Source organism: Streptomyces sp. NBC_01317, from assembly GCF_035961655.1.
GTDB lineage: Bacteria > Actinomycetota > Actinomycetes > Streptomycetales > Streptomycetaceae > Streptomyces.
In genome coordinates this window covers 3,948,976-3,968,304 of record NZ_CP108393.1, presented here as the reverse complement: position 1 = coordinate 3,968,304, position 19,329 = coordinate 3,948,976, and the positions used below count along the sequence as shown (strand labels likewise).

The following is a 19,329-nucleotide window of genomic DNA, read 5'->3' as shown; positions in this document are numbered from 1 at the left end:
GTCATCGGCAGCGCGGATGCCCGGTCCCGTAGGGCTCGCGGCCTTCCAGGGCGGCGAGTTGGGCCGCCTTGAGGCCGGGGCCCGGCTCTATGCCCAGCTCGGCGGTCATCATGCCGCGTACCCGGGCGTAGACCATGAGCGCGTCGGCGCGGCGGCCGACGCGGCACAGGGCGCGGATCAACTGCTCGTGGAACGACTCCCGCAGGGGGTGGGAGGCGCACAACTCGTGGAGTTCACTGATGACATCCACGACTTCGTGGCTCTCGCCCCGGCACAGGACGACGTCGATGTAGTCGCCGAGTGCCGAGAGGTGTTCCTCCTCCAGGCGCACTCGGTACGAGCCGAGCCGGCCGGAGTGTTCCATGCCGGAGAACGGACGCCCGCGCCAGAGCGCCAGGGCCTGTCTGAGTGCCGTCCCCGCCTCCTGACATCGTCCGGCGGCGAGGTGGCGGCGGCCGGCGGAGGTGAGGGAGCGGAAGCGGTCCAGGTCCAGTTCGCCGGGCGCCAGCCGCATCTGGTAGCCGCCCGTCTCGGTGCTCAGCAGCGGGTGGTGCCGCGGGTCACGGGAGGCCGCGCCGTGCGCGGGGTCCAGGGCGCGGCGCAGGCCGGAAACGTACATCTGGAGCGTCGCACCTGCGGCCTGCGGCGGGCGTTCCCCCCACAGCCCCTCGATCAGCCGGTCGGTCGGTACGGGAGTGTTGGCGGACAGCAGTAACAGGACCAGCAGGGCCCGCTGCTTGAGGGCGCTGGGTGTGCACAACCGGCCGTCCTGATACATCGCCACCGGCCCCAGCACGAAATAGCGCGGGCCTTGTGTGTCGTTTGAGGCGACGATTCCTGGTGACGCTGAGGTGAGCTGACTGACCACGGCAGGTCTCCGAATTCTGTGGCGTCGGACCGATCGTTCCGGCAGGGCTGATATCGTCCTTGTTTCGTGCGCGTGACGCGCGTAGAAAAATTGTCGGATCGCATGTTTGCCGCAGGAGTGGGGCGCATCGTGCACAAGACGGATTCCGGGTCGGGCAAGGGCCATGGGTGGATCTGTTGCGGCGTCATTGCGGCGCCATGACCAGCGGCGTTCATCCGGCGGCCGAAAGGCGGGCCGACGTACTTTGTACGGGGTAAAGCTTCCCCAGAATGGGTGCTTTTCTTACGACCTTTCGACGGGAGCAAACCCTTCCAGGAACCGGCCACGCGGCACAGCTGGATTCAGGACAAAAGAAGGTTGAGGTACCTCTTCTGCGCAGGGGCGGCCGACTGGCTGGTCAGGGCGGGTCGACGCGGTTCCGGGGTCGCCGTTCGGTCGCCGCCCATCGGCGTGGAGCCTTTCCGGCCCAGCCCACCGACGCCTGGATACCCTCTCGGAACAGGCGTGTTGTCAACTTGACAGAAGCATGTCGAAAGTGCCGTGGGCGGCGTGGTGGACCAGTCTGCCGACGGCGACCTCCCGGCCTTCCCGACACGTGTCACCCGTCACCCGGGGGCTGTTGCCGTGGCTGGGCGGCCCGTTCCTCGGGGGAGGGGCCGAACGTGTTGTCCACCGCCCGGTCGGTGTCCTTCCACGTCTGCGCGGCCTCGTCCGCCGCGATCCCCACCACCGGCGGGAACAGCATCGCCCCGTCCGCGTCAACGATGTTGATCGCCACCCCGGCCGGCTCACCCATCGCCGGGACGATCTCGTCCAGCTCCAGTGCCCCGTAGAACACCACACACCTCCCGCACCCGGCGGTTCCGAAGGCCTTCACGATCCGTCCCGAGCCCCAGGGCCCCCGGCACAGCCCGGCGGCTCAGCCATCCGCGCGCCCCGGGCCTCGCTGCGCACCGCCGATGGACCCCCCGCCCCCTAAAGTGCAGACTGGCCCCGTTTGCACTGTGCGGATCTGAACACCCGAAAGGCACACCGTCGTGAAGACCTTCACCCTGCCCGGCACCGACATCCTCGCCCCGAACGTCGTGCTCGGCTTGATGCGTATCACCGACAAGACCGACGACGAGATCCGCGAACTCGTCCGCACCGCGCGCGACGCGGGCATCGACTTCGTCGACCACGCAGACGTCTACGGCGGCGAACTGCACCACTGTGAACGCCGCTTCGCCGAGGCGCTGGCGCTGACCCCGTCGCAGCGCGACGAGATCACGATCCAGACCAAGGCGGGAATCGTCACGGACGGGCCGTACTACGACTTCTCGTACGAGCACATCGTCAAATCGGTCGAGGGCTCACTCGCGGCCCTGCGGACCGACCGCATCGACATCCTGCTCCTGCACCGCCCCGACGCGCTGGTCGAGCCCGAAGAGGTCGCCCGCGCCTTCGACGAGCTCGCGTCCGCCGGCAAGGTGCGCGCCTTCGGTGTCTCGAACCAGACCCCGCGTCAGATCGACCTGCTGCGCAAGTACGTACGCCAGCCCATCGTGGCCAACCAGCTCCAGCTCTCGATCACCCACGAGCCGATCATCGCCCAGGGCGTCGCCACGAACATGCTCGCCGAGCAGCAGGCGGTCACCCTCGACGGCGGGGGGATCGTCGACTACTGCCGTCTGCACGACATCACCATCCAGGCGTGGTCCCCCTTCCAGGCGGGCTTCTTCACGGGTGTCTTCCTCGGCTCGCCGGACTACCCCGAGCTGAACGCCGTCATCGACCGTCTCGCCCGTCAGTACGACGTCCCCGCCATCGCGATCGCGACCGCCTGGATCACCCGCCACCCCGCCCAGATGCAGGTCGTGCTGGGCACCACCAGCCCGGAGCGCGTCGCGGGCGCCGCCCAGGGCTCCGACCTTCCGCTCACCCGGGCGGAGTGGTACGAACTGTTCCGCGCCGCGGGCCACCTCGTTCCCTGATTCCGTACGCGTGGCAGGAGCGCCCCGTACCGTACCGGCGCTACCGGCGCTACCGGCGCCACCGGCCGCCGGAGTCGACGTCGCCGGAAACCGCGACGATTTCGGCGCGGGCGCGGGCGCGGGCACGGCGCCTTGGGGCGAAGGTCGCGAACGGGCCGGCGAAGATCCACGCTGGACGCCGCGGCCGGGGTCACCGGGGATGTGGGGGTACCACTGGGCCGAGCAGCCGCCCGGACCGTGGATCAGTACCACGGGCCGGGGCCGCGGCGTACACGGGTGGTGTGGTCGGGCACGGTGGGCACGGTGGCACCTCCTGGAGGTTCCGAGGCGCTCATCCGGGTCGCGGGACGGCGCGGACCGCACGCCGTCGGCCTGCGCTGCGGGAGGTGGCCGCCGAGGCCGGCGTGCCCACCGACGAGGAAGGCCGCACCTCGCGGTCCTGCGCCACCACCTGGACCGGATCTTCACACCCGCCGGGACACCGGCGCGCGCGGCGGGCCGGGCCGGGCCCCAGGGCGTGTCCGCGAAGCGGGGCCTGGCTCGCGGCGCACGCTCCGGGCGTGGAACGCGACCAGGAGCGCGACCGGCGGAATGCCGGCCGCCGTGATGAGCAGCGCCTCCGGCAGGCCGGGGCTCAGCATGGCAGCGGTGAAGCCGACCGGTGCCAGACTGCCGCCGCCCACCACTCCCATGACGGCCCACGAGTGGGCAGGTGGCGTGACGGAGGCGTACCGGAGCCGCAGGCAGCACACGAGCACGCCGAGTCCGAAGGGCAGGGCCAGCAGCCCGAAGGCCGTCGGCAGCCGACAGTCCCCGGCCGGTGACGCGTACGTCTCCTGAGCGGCGCCGGCTACGTGGCCCGGACCGGCATCCGGCAGCCGGACGGCACGGTCAGAGGCTCGGCTCCGCCTCCTGCGGGGAGGGCACGAGCGACCCGCTCGCGGTCCTCTGCGGCGATGTGCCGGACGGCGAGACGTACGTGTACGCGGTCGTCGCGAAGGACCGCTGGAGCAACGCGCTGCCGGTGGGCGACCCGAGGGTGCCGGTCGTCGAGGCCACCGAACTGGACGTCCGGCCGTCGGTGACGGTCACGCGGGACTGGGACCTGGGCGACATGGGGTACGGGACCGTCATCGGTCCCGGCCAGGACGGCCCCTCCATCAACTGGCGGTGCAACAAGGCGCCCGACTGCGACACCGTCGCGGGGTACCGGATCAGCCGGTGGAACGCGGCGACGAAGGCGTACGAGCCGCTGCATGCGGGGCTGTTGGCGGCGGAGACGCGTGCGTACACGGACGCGGTGGCTGTGCGGGGCGATGGCGGTGTGGCGGGCACGCACGTATGGAACTGCGTTTTCCAGGACCGGGTGTGACGGGCCTGGCGGCCGTGCTTTTGTCCTCAGTCGCCGGACGGGCTTGATGGTGCCCGCGTGCCCGGTGTCCGCGCGGGTTCCTGATTGTCCTCAATCGCCGGACGGGCTTGGTTGTGCCCGCTGCGGCCCGGTGGTTTGGGTGCGGGTTGTTGCCGGGGGCCGGGCAGGGGTCGTGTCCTGCACTGCATGTTTTACGTCGCGTTCGGCGGGTCGTTTGGTTCACCGGGGCCATGCGACACAAAACACGCTCTACGTTCCGGACACGACCCCTGCCCGTCCCCCTCCCAGGCCCGCGCCAAAACAAACCCCGGCCCGCCCCGGCGTTGGAGGACACCGGGGGCACCATCCAGCCCGTCCGGCGTTTGAGGACATCGGTAACCCGCACCTGCGCACCGCGCAGGGGCACACTCCAGCCCGTCCGGCGATTGAGGACGCAGTAACCGTCACCTGCGCACCGCGCAGGGGCACACTCCAGCCCGTCCGGCGATTGAGGACGTTGGTAAGCGGCACCGTCCACCGGGCAGAGGCCAGGCGTCCCGGGCGGGCGGGGTCGTTGCGTCTCCCGTCGGCGTGAGGGGGGTGGGGTCGGAGGAGGTGCGTGTGTCCGGACGTAAAGCGTGTTTTGTGGCGCATGACTACCGGTGAACTGGACGAGTCCCTGAGGCGCCGTAAAACATGCAGTCCGGACATACGTACCTCCGCAGGCCCCGCCCCCCGTCACCACGACAAACCCAAGCCCGTCCGGCGATTGAGGACATCAGTAAGCGCAACCGGTCACCGACCGCAACGTCCAGAAGACCCCGAGCGGCGGCGCACGCTACCAAACCTCGGCGGCCCGCTCGTAGTCCCTGCGCAGCCCGGCCGGAATCAGGCCCAGGCGCCCGTCGGGAAGAGGCCTGCCGTCAGCCGCAGCCCACGCGGAGACCTCCGCGAAGTCGGGCGCCGGTGAGCCCGTGACCGCGTACACGGGAAGAGCGTCTTCGGTGAGTACGGTACGCGGCAGCGAGAGCCCGAAGCGCTCCTCGAAGACGGCCAAGCCGCGGCGCCTGCGATCGTCGTAGTCGTCGACGCCGACGACGCGGTAGGTCTCTCCATCCGGGTTCAGGGTCCCGGCGGCCACGAGGTCGGGCAGGAGCAGATCAGGCTCCTGGCCATAGCGGTGGCGCTCCTCGCACAGCCCGAATCCGCAGACGGTACGGCCGTCGCGCGCGTACAGGACGGTGGTGGGCGGATGCTCCGAGTTGTGGTGGTGGCGGACCGCTTCCACGCCGTCGCGCGAGACCTCCTCCAGCCGGTTGAGGTAGGCGCCGTACAGGAGGGCGAACGCCCAGCCCGCGTGTTCGCCGACGCGGACCACGGCGCCGCCCGGCCCACGGTCGGGGAAGCCGTCGACGTCGAGGTCGGCCATCTCGGCGTCGGTCATCGGTCCCGCCGCCGCCCCGCGCGACGCCCCCATACGCACCGCCAGCTCCTCCGCGTCGATGCCGCGTGCGAAGTGCACATCCAGCATCCACCCGGAACTTGTCGTCGTGCCGGCCATCCACTGAATACCGTCGCTCACGCGCCCCCCTTTGAAGCGAACAGATCCCCGCCCGTCCATCATGACCTGAGGAGGATGTTGCCCTCGGTACCGAGAGGAGCTGATGACCGTGACGCCCGACCGGAGCAGAGGTACCCCCCAACTGTTCGACTACGAGGCGGAATTGCGGCTGTACAACGAACACTTCCGCGCCGCCGCCCGCGTCGGCCCCGCAGCCGGGGAGCCGAGGGGCCGAGGAGCCGAGGGACAAAGCCCGGCACCGCCGAAGGGCGGGAAGGGGGATCGGCCGTACGACCGCACGCGATAAATCCCGCGACACAGGCGATCACCCCCGGGATACTGCTCGCCCATGGATGAGGTCAAAGTCATCGTCGCCCACTCCGAGCGCGCGACCCTGCGCGTCGGCGACGTGTTCCTGAAGGTCGACGCCGATCAGGCGCGTATCGACGTCGAGGTAGAGGCGATGGGCCTCGTGCCGGTCCCGACCCCAAAGGTCCTGTGGCGCGAACCGCCCGTGCTGGCGATCGCCGCGGTGCGGGGGACGGCGCTCGGCCTCCTCGGCGAGCCGTCGGCCGCGTCATCGGCGGCATGGGCCGCGGCGGGCGCCGCCGTCCGGCGGCTGCACGACGCGCCGTTGCCGTCCCGGGCCGGCGGGGCCGGCCGGGACCCGGTCGAGCTGGCGGCGGACCTCGACGCCGAGTGCGAACGGCTCGTGACGAACGGCGTCCTGCCCGCCGACCTGGTCACCCGCAACCGCGAGGTCGCCGAGGCCGCGTTCCGGCCGTGGACTCCGGCCTTCACGCACGGCGACCTCCAGATCACCCACGTCTTCACCGAGGACGACGAGGTCACCGGCATCATCGACTGGTCCGAGGCGGGCCGGGGCGATCCCCTCTACGACCTCGCCACCCTCACGCTCGGACACGAGGAGCGCCTCGGCGACGTCCTCGCGGGCTACGGCACCGACGTCGACCTCGACGTGATCCGCGCGTGGTGGTCGGTCCGCAGCCTGCTGGTGGTCCGCTGGCTGGCCGGGCACGGCTTCGACCCGTTCGCGCCGGGCTGCGAGGTCGACGTGCTGAGATCCCGGATGCCCCGGACCTGAGAAGCGCGGGCCGACCGCGACCCGTCCCTCCTCGAAGAGGTGGAGATCGCCGGTCGACGCCTCGCGCGCGAACAGATCCGTACGGCAGCGCCCCCTGGAATCGAGGGTGAGCGGACGGGCGGGCGAGCGGGCGCGTCAGCGCAGGCCGGCGAAGAGATCGTTCTCGGGTACGGCCGCGCCGGTGGCGTCCTTGACCCGTACGAAGGTCTCGATGCCCATCAAGTCGCCGAACCTCTCCTTGCCCATCTTGAGGAAGAAGATGTTCTCGCCCTGACTGGCGTGCGCGGCCAGCGCGTCGAACTTCTGACCGCTGAACGCGGTGGTGTCCACCCACGTGGTGATCTCGTCGTCGGGGAGGCCGATCTTGGCCATCTCGGCGGCCTCGGCGGGGTCCGGCTCCGTCCCCGCCGTGTCCTCGTCGAACTCGCGCATCGCCTCCCCGAACCGCCGCATCACCGATCGGGGCATCGTCGTCCAGTACACCTTCGGGGTCGGCGCGGCCGTCTCCGGCGCGATCATCTCCACGGCCGCCATCGTGATGCGGTGGGCCTGGATGTGGTCGGGGTGGCCGTAGAAGCCGTACTCGTCGTAGGTGACGACCACGTCCGGCCGGTAGTGCCGCATGAGTTCCGCCAGCCGGGCGGCGCCCTTTTCCACGGGGGTCTGCCAGAACGCCCCGGGAGCGTCGTTGGTCGGCCAGCCCATCATCCCGGAGTCGGCGTAGTCCAGCATCTCCAGATCGCTGATCTTCAGGACGTCACAGCTCGCCTCCAGTTCCTGACGGCGCATCGCGACGACGGCCGCCGGATCGTGTCCGGGATCGCCCGGCTTGACGCCTCCCGGCCCGTCACCGCAACCGCCGTCGGTACACGTCACGAGAACCGTACGGATGCCTTCCGCCGCATACCGCGCGAGGATTCCTCCGGTCCCGGTGGCCTCGTCGTCGGGGTGTGCGTGTACGGCCATGAGCGTCAAGGGTCGGCCAGTCATGAAAAACAGTCCTCCTGCGTGAACCCGGATCCTGGTGGGGCGGTAGACCTTCGGTCTCCGTACTCCCGGCCCGTACGGCGCCGGTCCCTTGGAACATGTAACCGTGCCGACCGGACCCGCTGTTCCCGGCACGGCCGTCCGGCCCTCACGGCGTCGGCGGGGTTCGCCCCCTCCCGACGCCAACTATCCCCGCGGAGCTGTCCGACTGGTCGGAGCGGGCGCTGCCCGGGGACCTGAACCACAACGACGTACGGGAACTGGTGGAACTGCCGCTGGAGAAGCAGGGGGCTGGGGGGCGTTGGGTGCCGCGCGACGCGACGTTCCGGTTTCCCGCTGTCTCGTCGGGCCGAACGGGGCGGGGAAGGCCACGATGCTGGAGATCGTGGCGGGGTTGCGGCAGGCCACGGCCGGGGAGGTGAGGGTATTCGGCGAACCCGCCGGAGGACCGTGCGCGCGTCGGCGCGTCGCGTTCCTCCCGCAGGTGAAGCCGCTGTTCCCGCGCTTCACCGTGGCCGTGACCCTGCGGCTCGGCCAGGAGTTGACCCCGGAGTGGGACCAGCGGCTGGCCGAGGACTTCCTGCGCTCGGGGTCCGGTACCACTCGACGCCAAGGTGGGACGGCTCTCCAGGGGCCGGCGCACCCCGGTCGCCCTCTCGGTGGCCCGGGGAAAGGGCCCGATCTCGTTCTGCTGGACCAGCCGCTGGCCGATCTGGAACCGCTCGTACGCCAGCAGACGGTGACCGCCCTTCTGGGCGACGTGCGAAAAGGGGGGCAGTGTGCTCGGTTGGTTCCAGCAGAGACTCATCGAATAGAAGCGTTTCGGCCTCTTTGCCCTGCCGCGAGCGCGGAATGCAGAATTCGGCACTTACTCGGAGGGCTCCTCCTCTACCGTGATCGCATGAGCGAAGATTACCCCCTCTCGCTGTCGCCTCTTCGTGCTCTGGTGCCGCACGAGGAGTGGGTCGAGCTGACGCGATATACGAACCACACCTACCTGGCCGGACGAGTGCTGCTGCGCCAAGGCGAAGAGGGTACTCACGTACTCGCACTGGTCAGTGGGTTGGTGAAAGTCGTTCGAACCGACCGCGACGGGCGGCAGCGGCTGCTCGCCTTCCGCGGGCCCGGCGAGATCCTGGGCGAGATGGCGCTTCAGGGTGTGGGTGTGCGAATGGCCAGTGTGTGGACAATAAGCAAATGCAAAGCAGCTCTCGTCCCTGGAGAGGATTTCAGGCGCTTCGTGGAAAATCACCGGCTCGCCTATCCGCTCGCCGTGATGGCCTCCCGTCGTCTGCTGGAGCAGACCGAGATCCATGACGGGGCCGTGCACGAGCGGCTCGCCGTGGCCCTGCTTCGTCTGGTCGAGGTGTCTGGCGGAGAGCGATCCTTCGACCTCACCAGGGAAGACCTGGCACAGCACATCGGTGTGGGCCGCAAGGCCGTCAGTAAGGCGCTGGAGCGGCTCGGCCAGGATCTAGTGGAGGCCGGGAAACGCCGGATCGAAGTGATCGGGGTGGAAGGGCTGCGCGAGATGATCGCCGGCCATGCCACCCCGGTACGCGATGTGCTCCACGTCACTCCTCGTCCGGTCCTGCGGCGCCGAACGTTTCCGCGCTCACTGTGAAGCTCGAAACGCGAGCCACCGCACGCACGAGCGCCCCGGCCCGATCTACCAGAGATCCGTTGGGCTTCACAGAGGAGTGACATGCACGAGTTCAGCAGCGAACTGCCCCGGCGAATCGTCCGCCCCTACACCCAGAGCCGTCCGCTGCCTGCCTACCGGGGCATCCTGGCCGTGGACGCCAAGGACTTCACGGGACGCTCGGCGATCGAGCACGAAGCCGTCAGCCGGGCCGTACCGGAGCTTCTCAAGACCGCGCTGTCCAGGGCAGAACTGGGGGATCTCTGGGAGGACCGCACATTCCCCGCCTCGACCGGCGACGGCTACGTCTTCGGGTTCGACCCCGCACGGATGTCCTTCGTGATCCACCCTCTGCTCCTCACACTTCAGGACGTACTGACCGATTACAACGTCCTGTCCTATGGGGCGATGCCGATCAGGCTCCGAGCCAGTGTGCATGTCGGCCCGCTGCCCGACACCGGCGACGAGTTCAGCGGCAATGGCACGGCGCGCAACGACACGCATCGCCTGCTCGACTCACGTCCCGTCAAGGCTGTGCTTGCCTCTCACAAGGAGAACATCACCCACGTCGCGGCGATCCTTTCCGACCGCTGTTACGAGGACGCCGTCGCCGGTGGGTACACCGGACGCCATCCCGACCATTTCGTTGAGGTGGCCGCAACGGTCGACGGCAAGCCGTTCTCCCAGCGCGCCTGGATCTACGTACCCCAGCCGTCCGGGCCGCTCTACCAGGAGACCTCGGTCGCCGACACCACCGAGGAGTCCGTGCCGGAAGCGGTCCGTCCGCAGCAGTACGACGACACACCGACTCCTCAGGTGAGGAACAGCGCCCCCAGCGGCAACATCAACACCGGCACGGTCCACGGTGGACAGAGCGTGGCCAACCGCAATGTCGCCGGCGATCACATTGAGGGCAACAAGGCCGGCCGTGTCCGCGGTTTTCAGGGGGATCAGGTCCGCGGCAACAAGTACCAGGGGCGGCAGTGACCCCGGACGAGGAGCCGCAGTCGGCGGAGCCGCCCGGTTCGGCATCGGCCGTGCCGGAGACGCCACCCGACGACGGACCGTCGCGTACCGAGGCCGAGCACGACGTCCCCGAGTTGCTCGACGCCATTGGCGCGGCCGCGGGGAGTCCACTCTCGTTTGTGTACGCCCCGCAAGGAAACTTCAATTCCGGAGCTGTCCACGGCGGCCAGCGTGTGCACAACGGGCCCGTGAACGAAGGGCAGGAACCCCGGCAAGGCACGGTGCGCGAGGGACCCGTTCCGGAGGCGGAGGTACAGGCCGCTGCCTTCGGATTTGCGCGGCCCGACTGGTTCGGCGAGGCCTTCGCAGAGCTGAAGGACGGTCCGCTCTTCCTGGCCGGGCGCCCCGGTTCGGGCCGGCGGACCGTGGCGCTGAACCTTCTGCGCGAGCGCTGTGGGGAGGGGTCCCTGGTGGTGGCACTGGACAGCGTCACCGAACTGGACCGCTGGCGGCCAACCGATCCGTCGGCGCGCGGCTACCTGGTGGACGGCCTGTTCCCGTCCCGGCCTCTCGGCCCCGGTGTCCTAGGACATGTGCGCTCACTGCTTGAGAAGGCCAAGGCACACATGGTGATCATACTGCCCGATGACGCGGCGCTGCTGCGCCGCCTCGAACAGGACTTGCACGTCCGTCCCATGCATTGCGTACCGCCCCCGCCCGCCATGGTCTTCGGCGGCTACTTCGAGAAGGTGGTTCCGGATCAGCGGGAGCGGGAGCGTCTGCTGTCGGCGCTGAACCGGCGCCATGAGCTGAGCGACCTGCTGGTCCCGGAGCTGGTGCCGGCCGAGGTGGTGGAGCTGGTCACGGCCATCGTGACGGCTGATGGTGACCCGGACGCGCTCGGTGACCTGGGTGACCGGCTGAGCTACCGGGCCGAGCAGGAAGTTCCCGAACTCATGAGGGAGTTGCGCGGCGACCCGGATGCCCTGGCCTTCTTGCTGGCTGCCTCCGTCTACGAGGGCTTGGACCACCGACTCGTCAGGGAGGAAGCCACCCGCTTGCTGAAGCTGTCCGAAGGGCGTCTGACGGCGGAGCTGCCGCCGACGGGCGCCTCAGGAGCTGATAAGAGCGGGCGTCCCAACCCGGACTTTGTCTTCCGGCGGTCCCTGACGGATCTGCTGCACATCGTTCGCGCCGTGCGCCAGCAACGCGCGATCAGTACGGAGGGAGCCTACGCACACACTGTGCAAGGGGTCGTGTTCGTCAGGCACCGGCAGGCCGAGGCAGTGCTCAGACATGTGTGGCGTGAGTACGGGCAGCTGTCGGACCTTCTGGTCGAGTGGCTGCGGGAAGTGGAGCGCACCACCGAACTCACCCGGCCAGTTGGCCAGTTCATGGGCAGGGCGGCGAGGTGGGGAGGCGGACGGCGCGCACTGCGGCACATCCAGGCTCTCGCCGAATCGGACCGCACGACCAGCCGTCTCATCGCGGCGAACGCGCTGGGCATCGCGGCCGAGGACCCGGTACTCGTCGCGGAGGTGCGCTATCGCCTCCAGCGCTGGAGCCTGGCGGCCGGCGTGCCCCTGAGAACGACGGTGGCGTATGCCTGCGGTGCGGAGTTCGGGCTCTCACGTCCGGACCTGGCCCTGCGGCTTCTTCACGATCTCCTCCTCGGTGTGCGGAGCCGTCCTGGCGAGAAAGGCCAGGACGACGACGGCAAGGTTCTGCTGGCCGTGCGGGTGGCGCTCCTGAGCCTTTTCCAGGCAGGCAACGAAGCGAAGGTGTTCGGTCGGCTGGTCGAATGGCTGGACGCGGAGCGATGCGACGCGGAACAGGTGCTTTCGCTCTTCGGCCAGTTGCTTCAGTTCCCGGCGTGGTTCATGCGGAGACTCGCGGATGAGACTCCGGAAGCGGAGTCGATAGTGGAAATCGTCCGCCGTGCGTTGAACACAGAGAGGTCGTTCGACGTGACCTGTTCGGCATTACTACGCTGGGCCGACTGGGCGCGGTGGGACGAAACGCAGTTCCGCGCGGTGGAAAAGCTGTTTACCGCATTGGCCCGCGCCATGCAATTCGGTGAATTCGGGTTGTTCGTCGAAATGGATGAGACGGGCGCTGACGGGTGGGCCGGACTGAACACGGCGCGGGCTTCGCTCAGCAGGTGGCGCGCCGGTGAACGAGGGGAGGCAGCATGAGTGACGAGTCGACCGAGCGTCTTTACTTCCGGGTTCCCGGCCCACCCTGGCGGGAGATCCTTCGTCAGCGCTGGTCCGCGACCAGGGACTGGTCCCTGGTACTCAGGGACGAGGCCGGGGAATACCGCTTTCTCGGCTGGGGCGGGGATCCGGACGACGCCGGATCCTACGGACCCGTGCCGGACGAGGCGCCTCCGCCCGGCCTGGGCGGACGGTACACCGACGTCTTCCGGGTGGACACGACCGAGCATGTGGACACCACGCGGGCGGTTGGCCTGCCTACCGTATATGGAACGGAATCGGTGGAACTGTGGGTCTCGTGGTGGGTCCACGCTCCCGTACGCGTCGTGCGCACGAGGACCGTGCACGGCTGGCATGTCGTGCGGACCCATCTCACCGGCGCCCTGCACCACCTGGCCGAGGCACAAGCGGCGGGCGGCAGCGGGCTGGGGGCTCCGGAGATCATGCAGTACCTTGGCGTGCCTCAGCGCTTGGACGAAACCGGCCTGAGCTACCGAGTGTTCGACGTACGACTCCGTGAAAGCGCCGAGGAGCTGCTGCTCGGTCAGGAGCAGGGCGAGGGAGTCCGCTACTCGTGGACGACCAGCCGTCGTGGCGAGTACGAGTTCTGCCTCCAAGCGCTGCACGCCGGGCCGGTGTCCCTGGCGGCGCTCTGGCTCCTCAGACATCCCGACCAGGTGCGCCAGGTGCTGGACTGGTCGGTCGACCACCAGAGTCTGCTGAGCCCGCCGCGCAGTGACTGGCAGGAGGAATTGGCCCTACTGCTGGGCACGCTGACCGATCAGGAGCGCAAAGAGATCTCCTACATCTTGCGGGATCGGATCTCCGCGCTCGGCCGTCCCGTTCCCGACGGGGTCATCTGACATCAGGATTTGAGCTCGACAATCGAATCAATGAGCGAGTGCGCTGTCTTCGGGCAGCGCACTCGCTCTTTCGTTGCATGAGATTCCGCGAGTCCTTTTATGTGACCACGGTCACCTCGTTTCTGGGCCTCGGGAACGGACGCGTGGACCGATACGCGGGATTCTCGATTCGTCCAGGAGACGGGTGCTCGATCCACTTTCCGAGTGCCCAGAGCATTGAAGGGCAACATGCGAGTAGAAGAGAATCACAGTACGGACGACGTCATCGCGTTCCTCCGACCGCAGGAGACCGCGGAGTCGGTGGCCGCCCGTCGCGCGGTGCCGGACACGGCCCTTGAGACGGACGCCTCCCCGGCGACGGTCCTGAAGGCCGAACGCGGGATCATCAACACCGGCACCGTCCACGGCGGGCAGCACGTCACCACCATCGAGCTTCCCGGCCACGTCAACGGTGGAGCTGATGGGGACATCTGAGATTCCTCAAGGCAGAGACCTCGACGCCCTCGTAGCAGCGTTGGCCGGCCGGGAGATGGTGGTCGTAGCTCCGCACGGCACTGTCAATACCGGCCTGGTGACGGGCGGTCAGCGGCATACCGTGTCCCACCCGGCCGACGGCGGCACGGCCGCGAGGCCGATGAGGCAGGGCCCCGTACGGGCCAAGCACCTGGAGACCGCGAGACGGCGCTTTGTGCCGCCGCCTCGCTTCAAGGACGCGCTTGCCGCACTCGACTCCGGCATCACCGTGCTCCTCGGTGAGCCAGGGACAGGACGTGAGACACATGCCCTTAACCTGCTGGCCCATGGCGGTGAGGAGCCCGTGCTCGTCCAGGTGGACGGCGCCGTCAACTTCTCCCGGTGGGGGCCGCGGGCTCAGGGGGTGCACGGATACCTGGTGATGGAGCCCCCGGACCCGTTCGCACTCCGGGCATGGGAGCTGTCCCGCCTCGAGACAACCCTGGCCGAGGCCGGGGCGCGTCTGATCATCGTGCTAACGGATGCCCCAGGGCTGGCCGGCGCATTGGCGGACCACCTGGGCATGCCGGTGGTGCACCACCACCCACCGGACGCACGAAAGGTCTTCAGCGCCCATCTCGCCGACGCCTCCTCCAACGAGGAAGCGTGCGCCGGGTGGCTGCGGGCCCTGGAGCCGGGCCAACTCGACGAGCTGCTACCCGAAGGACTGCCACCCCGCTACGCGGCGCGGGCGGCGGAGGCCGTGCTCCGGCTGGGTATCGAGGGCGGAGCCACCGGCGCCGAGGTGTTACACCATGTGGCGCTGGCCGAGAGCGCCGAAGTCATCGCCCGGGCCCAGACGGATCCCGCCCTTCGCGCCGACCTGCTTGCCGTCACCGTCTACGGAGGCCTACACCGCAGCGTGGTGACGGAGCGTGCCAGGGATCTGCTTCATCTGGCGGGACCGGGGGAGGAGCGGGAAACCGGCATCCGGAGTGCGTACGGCCACTCGGCGGCCGGTACCGGTCGGCGGCCCTGGCCTGAGACCTTGCGGCTTCTCGGGGCGTACCGTGCGCAGTGCGCCGGGGACGCGACCACGGACACGGTGTCCTTCTTCTGGCCCGCCGTGAGCGAGGCCGTGTGGGAAGTCCTGTGCCGTGACCACATGGATCTCGTGCCCCTGCTGCACTCCTGGCTCGCCAGCCCCGGCTCTGAGGAGGGGCAGGTCGAACGGGCCGGGCGGGCGGTCGCCGCCATTGCGGTGGCGACCGGCGGCCGGTCTTTGGAATACCTGCGTCACCTCGCGCTGTCTCCGTCTCCTCCGGCTCCTCAGGTAGCGGGATGGTGCCTGGGGATGGCAGTTCAGGACCCGGCAGCGGGACGGGCAGCAGCTGACCTGCTCGAACAGTGGAGCCTCACGACCGAGGCGCCACTGCGCGAGACAGTGGCCCACGCCTGCCACCCGGATCGCGGGCAGGTCACGGAAGAGCAAGTCCTGTGGTTGTTGGGACGACTCATGACGACCCAGGACCACGACACGGACGACCCGTCCGTCGTCGCCGCCGTCGCGGAGACGCTGGTGCGGCGTTTCGAAGCCGGGGACTCCGACGCCAGGACAACCGTCCTGCATCGGATGCGCGACTGGACGCGGTCAGAGGGCGCCTCCACTGTGGTGATGACTCGCTGCTTTCCCAAGATGGTTAGCAAGGACCTCACTTGGTGGAGCGACCAGATCCTCACAGACGCCGAGTTGGCATCCAGCACGGTTCAGCTGGCAGCACATGCCCTGAACGAGTCGGCCACTTTCGCGGCCATGCGCGATGCCCTCCTTGACTGGTGTGCCGAGGCGGCCGGTGCGGAGCACCGGGCCCAGGCACTGAGCGAACTCCTCGATGGCTTGGTGACCGCCCGCCAACCCGGCTTTCTTCGCTGGCTTCTGGCCGTCGACAGAGGCCCGGAGGCGATGCCGGGCAAGGAGTCGGCAGCCCGGGCGCTGGCGGCGTGGCGCAGCGAATCACCTGTCCCGAAATCCGATTGACCAGGAGGACCGATGTCACTTCCCCCTCACCCCGGCGTGTTCGCCGCCGTCGAGCGTCACTGCGCCGACAGTGAACCCACGCCCCTGTTACGTCTCTACGACGGGTCGGAACGGGCCGGCGTACCACTGACCCTGGTGCGGGCCCGCCAACTGCTGTACGACCGCTCCGCGCACTCCGAGGCACACGCGAGCCTGTGGCACCAGATCGCGGAGCGCATCCACTCCGACGCGGTCGGGCCCGACTGGCCGGAGGCCGTCGTGTGGCTGGGGCTCCCGGGGCTGCGACGCACTGCCTACAAGATCACCTGGCGTTTCCACGCCGAACGGGACGACGTCGAAGCCGAACTGATCACCTGCTACCTCGAAGCGCTGGCCGGCCTCGCAGCGGATGACCCCGACCCCGGAGGGACAGCGCTGCGTTCAGCTTGTTCACGCGTGTACGACGTGTGGCGCCACGCTCGCTTCGAAAGGGCCGTGGACGATGTGGAGCGGGCCGGCCGCGCTCCCGTCGAGGCGGAGGCAGCGGACTACTGGCAGGCTGATTACGATCCAGTCCCGTGCCACCCCGGGCTCTCGGCCACGGTGCGGATCACGGTTCCCGCTCACCGTGTCGAGGGAGTGCGCCTGGGTGCCCTGGCCCGGACCTGGGGAGTGGACGACACCGCCACGAGCGTCGGATTCTCAGGTCGTGGTCGCCAGGTTGCCACGGTCTCTCTGCGCCGCGTACGGAGGAGCGGATGACCGACCGCGTCGAGACGCCCCTCACCTTCCGCGAGATCTTCAACCTTCCGGTCAGCGTCAATCTGCGAACGGCGGCCAGGGCTTTCGGAATGTGCCTGGGTACGGCCTACCGGCTGGTGGCCCAGGATGCCTTCCCCTGCCCCACTGTGCGCGTGGGCCGACGCCACCGCGTGCTCACCGTGGACCTCCTGAGCGCACTGGGCATCGAGGAACGCCCGGTCTTCGCTGACGAGGTAGCCGACGGAGTGGCGCTCACTCTCTTCGACTGACCTCCACTCTCCACTCTCCGCCCTGTCGGCTGTCAGCTGCTTGGCCACCGACAGGGCCTCCACGGACCCCCTGTTAAGGAGCCCTGCCATGCCCACCTGCCTCGCCATCTGCGGAACCACCGCCGCCGACCTTCCTGGTCAATTTCCTCCAGGGGAGCGGAACCGGTCCACCATCCTCTACGAGGACATCGTGGGTCCCACGTGTGCGCAGCTCGGTCTCACCTTCTTGCGAGCGGACATGCTCACGGAGGCCGGCCTGCCCATGGACCAACTGCTGCGCATGCTCACCGAAGTGGACGTCGTCGTCGCCGACCTGGGCCGATCCGGGGCGGAGCTGTCCTTCGGCCTCGGAATGCGACACGCCCTCGGTCGGTTCACCGTCCATGTCACAGAGGGAACCGAACAGTTCCCGGGCCTCGGAACGACGCCTCGGATCCCGTTCCCGTCAGACCCCGCCGACACCGTCACGGCCAAGCGGCAACTGACAAGCGTACTGGCGGAGGTGCTGGGCGGGGGCAGTGTCCTGTCGCTCCCCAGGGGATCGACCCCTAGGCCCGGCGCGGAGCCGACCGCCGGGGGCGACGAGGACGCCCCTGGCCTGTTTGATCTGGTCGTCGAGGCGGAAGCGCAGCTGGAGGCCATCTCCGGCGACATGGCCGATGTGGAGTCCGCCCTGACGGACCTCGCGGAGATGATGCAGCTGATCGGCGAGGACATGGCCCGTGTCAGCCATCCCGGGGCTTCGATGAACATGCGGATGGCCGTGATCAACCGGCTGGCCAAAGCCATCGACGGGCCGGCCGACGAGCTGGCGGCGGCGGCCGAGCGCTTCGCGGCACGCATGGGGGCCAGTGTCGAGGCGTTCCGGGCGTTCCTGGAATGGACGGCGAGCACGCCGCGCCGCGAATGGCCGGAGGGCGCGGAGGAAGTGCTGGACCAAGTGGTCAAGGCACCCGAGGGGTTACAGGACGCAGCGGACACCTTCCAGGAGGTCACGACGCTGATCAGTATGTTCGGCTCCTCCAGCCGTCAGCTACGCCGCCCCTCCCGGCAGATCAGCGCATCCCTTCGGACCCTGTTCCAGAGCGTGGCAGTGCTGAGTGAACTGAGTGACCTGGCCATGGCGCTGAGGGAGTCCTGAGTCTCCTCGGGAGACGTTGACCTGGGGAACCACCCACTGTGGCCTCGATGTTCATCTTGTCCGTCAGCTCACCCCGGCCCTGCTCGATCTGAGGACGACTGCCTTCCCACCGGATGCACATAAATCCACGTCGGCTGGAGTGGACATTGGGTGTGGTGACTCGTAAGTGCAGTGCGCAGGCCGACTGGTGGTGGATCTCCGAAGCCAGAGCGGTTGCAGGACGGCGATGGGCTGTCGACCGGACCGGGTTGCTCGAAGTGATCAGGGGCCGGTCGCCATGAGCAGTGCGGCGTTACCAGCAGCGCGGTTTCAGTGGTTCCTCGGTAAGGGTGTTGACTGTAGGCGCTCGTACCGGGATGTTCGGCAGTGGGCTTCCAAGCCAATGCAAGACGCAGGACGGGCGACGGGGCTGACTCCGGGCGATGTCCGAGGTGGCGGTGAGTGTCGCGATGACGGCCTCTACGATCTACGCCACACCGGACACACTCTGAAGACGCGTTCCAGTGCCACTCTCAAGGACATGACGGCGCGTGCCGAGCAGTCCTCGGAGCGTGCTGGGCTGACCTAGCAGCACTCGGACCACGAACCTCAGCAGGAAGTGGCAGCCACCCTCGACCAGATGGCGCGAGCGCAACGCCGGAAAAGCCTCGATCCCCCATCGGGCACAGGGGTCCCAAAGAAATCTAGGCAACATAGAACCCCCAGGTCGATGACCTGGGGGTTTGTCGTGGAGCGGGTGACGAGACTCGAACTCGCGCTCTGAGCTTGCGGTCAGCCGCCGGCTGATACTGGTAGTGATCGCCGTTGGCCCCTACGAACGGCACATGCTGGCCCGCGCCCTTGTGGAGGCCTACGTCGGGAACTTCCTTGCGAGAGGAATGCCGGTGAAGGTTGGCTTTCTGACGGAGATTTACCTTGGCAGCACCTGCTGACGTTGAAATTGCGGTGTCGGACGGACTGATGGTCCTCGATCTCGGCTGAGAGTGCTTCGCCCTCGCCATCACGGTTCGTCAACGTGCGGTGCCGGTTGGGCCACGACAGAGGCGGCGAAGGGGGGGAGACGGTCGCCGTCATCGAGTAGAGACGCGAGCTGGGGTAGCCGCACTGGTCCGACTCGTTCCCCCACGCTGACGGGTACGCCGGATGAAGAGTCGG

At 68.7% G+C, this 19,329-nt stretch carries 17 protein-coding genes and 2 pseudogenes; 15 read left to right on the top strand and 4 right to left on the bottom strand.

Annotated elements, in window-relative coordinates; translation table 11 throughout:
* Window position 1: 1 nt before the first annotated feature.
* Together OG349_RS16910 and OG349_RS16905 are read right to left on the bottom strand one after the other, a co-directional pair.
* Entirely contained in the window at window positions 2-760 is a 759-nt protein-coding gene (locus OG349_RS16910; RefSeq protein WP_327235395.1) for an AfsR/SARP family transcriptional regulator, read from the bottom strand.
* A gap of 706 nt (window positions 761-1,466) precedes the next feature.
* Window positions 1,467-1,745 carry a hypothetical protein gene (locus OG349_RS16905; RefSeq protein ID WP_442806264.1) on the bottom strand — a complete coding sequence of 93 codons (279 nt, stop codon included), beginning with the start codon at window positions 1,743-1,745 and terminating at the stop codon, window positions 1,467-1,469.
* A gap of 160 nt (window positions 1,746-1,905) precedes the next feature.
* Here OG349_RS16905 and OG349_RS16900 point away from each other — a divergent pair, with 160 nt between their 5' ends.
* From OG349_RS16900 to OG349_RS16890, 3 genes are all read left to right on the top strand, one after another.
* Entirely contained in the window at window positions 1,906-2,841 is a 936-nt protein-coding gene (locus OG349_RS16900) for an aldo/keto reductase (RefSeq protein ID WP_327235394.1), read from the top strand.
* A gap of 591 nt (window positions 2,842-3,432) precedes the next feature.
* Entirely contained in the window at window positions 3,433-3,681 is a 249-nt protein-coding gene (locus OG349_RS16895; protein WP_327235393.1) for a hypothetical protein, read from the top strand.
* Window positions 3,662-4,213 (top strand): hypothetical protein, encoded by a 552-nt coding sequence (locus tag OG349_RS16890; RefSeq protein WP_327235392.1) that lies wholly within the window; start codon window positions 3,662-3,664, stop codon window positions 4,211-4,213. The genes OG349_RS16895 and OG349_RS16890 overlap by 20 nt, the downstream gene beginning before the upstream one ends.
* Window positions 4,214-5,030: 817 nt before the next feature.
* Here the strand turns inward: OG349_RS16890 and OG349_RS16885 are convergent.
* Window positions 5,031-5,774 (bottom strand): DUF6461 domain-containing protein, encoded by a 744-nt coding sequence (locus OG349_RS16885; RefSeq protein ID WP_327235391.1) that lies wholly within the window; start codon window positions 5,772-5,774, stop codon window positions 5,031-5,033.
* Window positions 5,775-6,102: 328 nt separating this feature from the next.
* Between OG349_RS16885 and OG349_RS16880 the strand changes: the two genes are divergently transcribed.
* Window positions 6,103-6,858, top strand: coding sequence for a phosphotransferase family protein (locus tag OG349_RS16880; protein WP_327235390.1), 756 nt, complete (start codon window positions 6,103-6,105; stop codon window positions 6,856-6,858).
* A 135-nt stretch (window positions 6,859-6,993) separates the two neighbouring features.
* Here the strand turns inward: OG349_RS16880 and OG349_RS16875 are convergent, their stop codons facing one another.
* Window positions 6,994-7,848, bottom strand: a complete 855-nt coding sequence (locus tag OG349_RS16875; RefSeq protein ID WP_327235389.1) for a PIG-L family deacetylase — start codon at window positions 7,846-7,848, stop codon at window positions 6,994-6,996.
* Window positions 7,849-8,218: 370 nt separating this feature from the next.
* Here OG349_RS16875 and OG349_RS16870 point away from each other — a divergent pair.
* The 11 genes and pseudogenes from OG349_RS16870 to OG349_RS34840 form a co-directional block, all read left to right on the top strand.
* Window positions 8,219-8,338 (top strand): annotated as a pseudogene (locus OG349_RS16870) (ABC transporter ATP-binding protein); the annotation flags it as partial.
* Window positions 8,339-8,746: 408 nt separating this feature from the next.
* Window positions 8,747-9,469 carry a Crp/Fnr family transcriptional regulator gene (locus OG349_RS16865; RefSeq protein ID WP_327238602.1) on the top strand — a complete coding sequence of 241 codons (723 nt, stop codon included), beginning with the start codon at window positions 8,747-8,749 and terminating at the stop codon, window positions 9,467-9,469.
* Window positions 9,470-9,550: 81 nt separating this feature from the next.
* Window positions 9,551-10,474 carry a hypothetical protein gene (locus OG349_RS16860; RefSeq protein WP_327235388.1) on the top strand — a complete coding sequence of 308 codons (924 nt, stop codon included), beginning with the start codon at window positions 9,551-9,553 and terminating at the stop codon, window positions 10,472-10,474.
* Window positions 10,471-12,648, top strand: coding sequence for a hypothetical protein (locus tag OG349_RS16855; RefSeq protein WP_327235387.1), 2,178 nt, complete (start codon window positions 10,471-10,473; stop codon window positions 12,646-12,648). Before OG349_RS16860 ends, OG349_RS16855 begins: the two co-directional genes overlap by 4 nt.
* Window positions 12,645-13,532, top strand: a complete 888-nt coding sequence (locus tag OG349_RS16850) for a hypothetical protein (RefSeq protein WP_327235386.1) — start codon at window positions 12,645-12,647, stop codon at window positions 13,530-13,532. Before OG349_RS16855 ends, OG349_RS16850 begins: the two co-directional genes overlap by 4 nt.
* A 228-nt stretch (window positions 13,533-13,760) precedes the next feature.
* Window positions 13,761-14,006, top strand: coding sequence for an S-type pyocin domain-containing protein (locus OG349_RS16845; protein WP_327235385.1), 246 nt, complete (start codon window positions 13,761-13,763; stop codon window positions 14,004-14,006).
* Window positions 13,993-16,023 carry a hypothetical protein gene (locus tag OG349_RS16840; RefSeq protein WP_327235384.1) on the top strand — a complete coding sequence of 677 codons (2,031 nt, stop codon included), beginning with the start codon at window positions 13,993-13,995 and terminating at the stop codon, window positions 16,021-16,023. Before OG349_RS16845 ends, OG349_RS16840 begins: the two co-directional genes overlap by 14 nt.
* A 12-nt stretch (window positions 16,024-16,035) precedes the next feature.
* Window positions 16,036-16,764 (top strand): hypothetical protein, encoded by a 729-nt coding sequence (locus OG349_RS16835; protein WP_327235383.1) that lies wholly within the window; start codon window positions 16,036-16,038, stop codon window positions 16,762-16,764.
* The gene (locus OG349_RS16830; RefSeq protein ID WP_327235382.1) at window positions 16,761-17,033 is read left to right on the top strand and encodes a DNA-binding protein; all 273 of its coding nucleotides are present in this window, start codon (window positions 16,761-16,763) and stop codon (window positions 17,031-17,033) included. The genes OG349_RS16835 and OG349_RS16830 overlap by 4 nt, the downstream gene beginning before the upstream one ends.
* 262 nt (window positions 17,034-17,295) lie before the next feature.
* Window positions 17,296-18,174 (top strand): hypothetical protein, encoded by an 879-nt coding sequence (locus OG349_RS16825; protein WP_327235381.1) that lies wholly within the window; start codon window positions 17,296-17,298, stop codon window positions 18,172-18,174.
* A 460-nt stretch (window positions 18,175-18,634) separates the two neighbouring features.
* Window positions 18,635-18,937, top strand: a pseudogene (locus OG349_RS34840) (hypothetical protein); the annotation flags it as partial.
* Window positions 18,938-19,329: the final 392 nt, after the last annotated feature.

Coding starts and splice junctions, on each gene's coding strand:
- OG349_RS16895 (WP_327235393.1), top strand. CDS start 3,433: ATGCCGGCCGCCGTGATGAGCAGCGCCTCCGGCAGGCCGGGGCTCAGC.
- OG349_RS16880 (WP_327235390.1), top strand. CDS start 6,103: ATGGATGAGGTCAAAGTCATCGTCGCCCACTCCGAGCGCGCGACCCTG.
- OG349_RS16875 (WP_327235389.1), bottom strand. CDS start 7,848: ATGACTGGCCGACCCTTGACGCTCATGGCCGTACACGCACACCCCGAC.
- OG349_RS16865 (WP_327238602.1), top strand. CDS start 8,747: ATGAGCGAAGATTACCCCCTCTCGCTGTCGCCTCTTCGTGCTCTGGTG.
- OG349_RS16860 (WP_327235388.1), top strand. CDS start 9,551: ATGCACGAGTTCAGCAGCGAACTGCCCCGGCGAATCGTCCGCCCCTAC.
- OG349_RS16850 (WP_327235386.1), top strand. CDS start 12,645: ATGAGTGACGAGTCGACCGAGCGTCTTTACTTCCGGGTTCCCGGCCCA.
- OG349_RS16845 (WP_327235385.1), top strand. CDS start 13,761: ATGCGAGTAGAAGAGAATCACAGTACGGACGACGTCATCGCGTTCCTC.
- OG349_RS16840 (WP_327235384.1), top strand. CDS start 13,993: ATGGGGACATCTGAGATTCCTCAAGGCAGAGACCTCGACGCCCTCGTA.
- OG349_RS16835 (WP_327235383.1), top strand. CDS start 16,036: ATGTCACTTCCCCCTCACCCCGGCGTGTTCGCCGCCGTCGAGCGTCAC.
- OG349_RS16830 (WP_327235382.1), top strand. CDS start 16,761: ATGACCGACCGCGTCGAGACGCCCCTCACCTTCCGCGAGATCTTCAAC.
- OG349_RS16825 (WP_327235381.1), top strand. CDS start 17,296: ATGGACCAACTGCTGCGCATGCTCACCGAAGTGGACGTCGTCGTCGCC.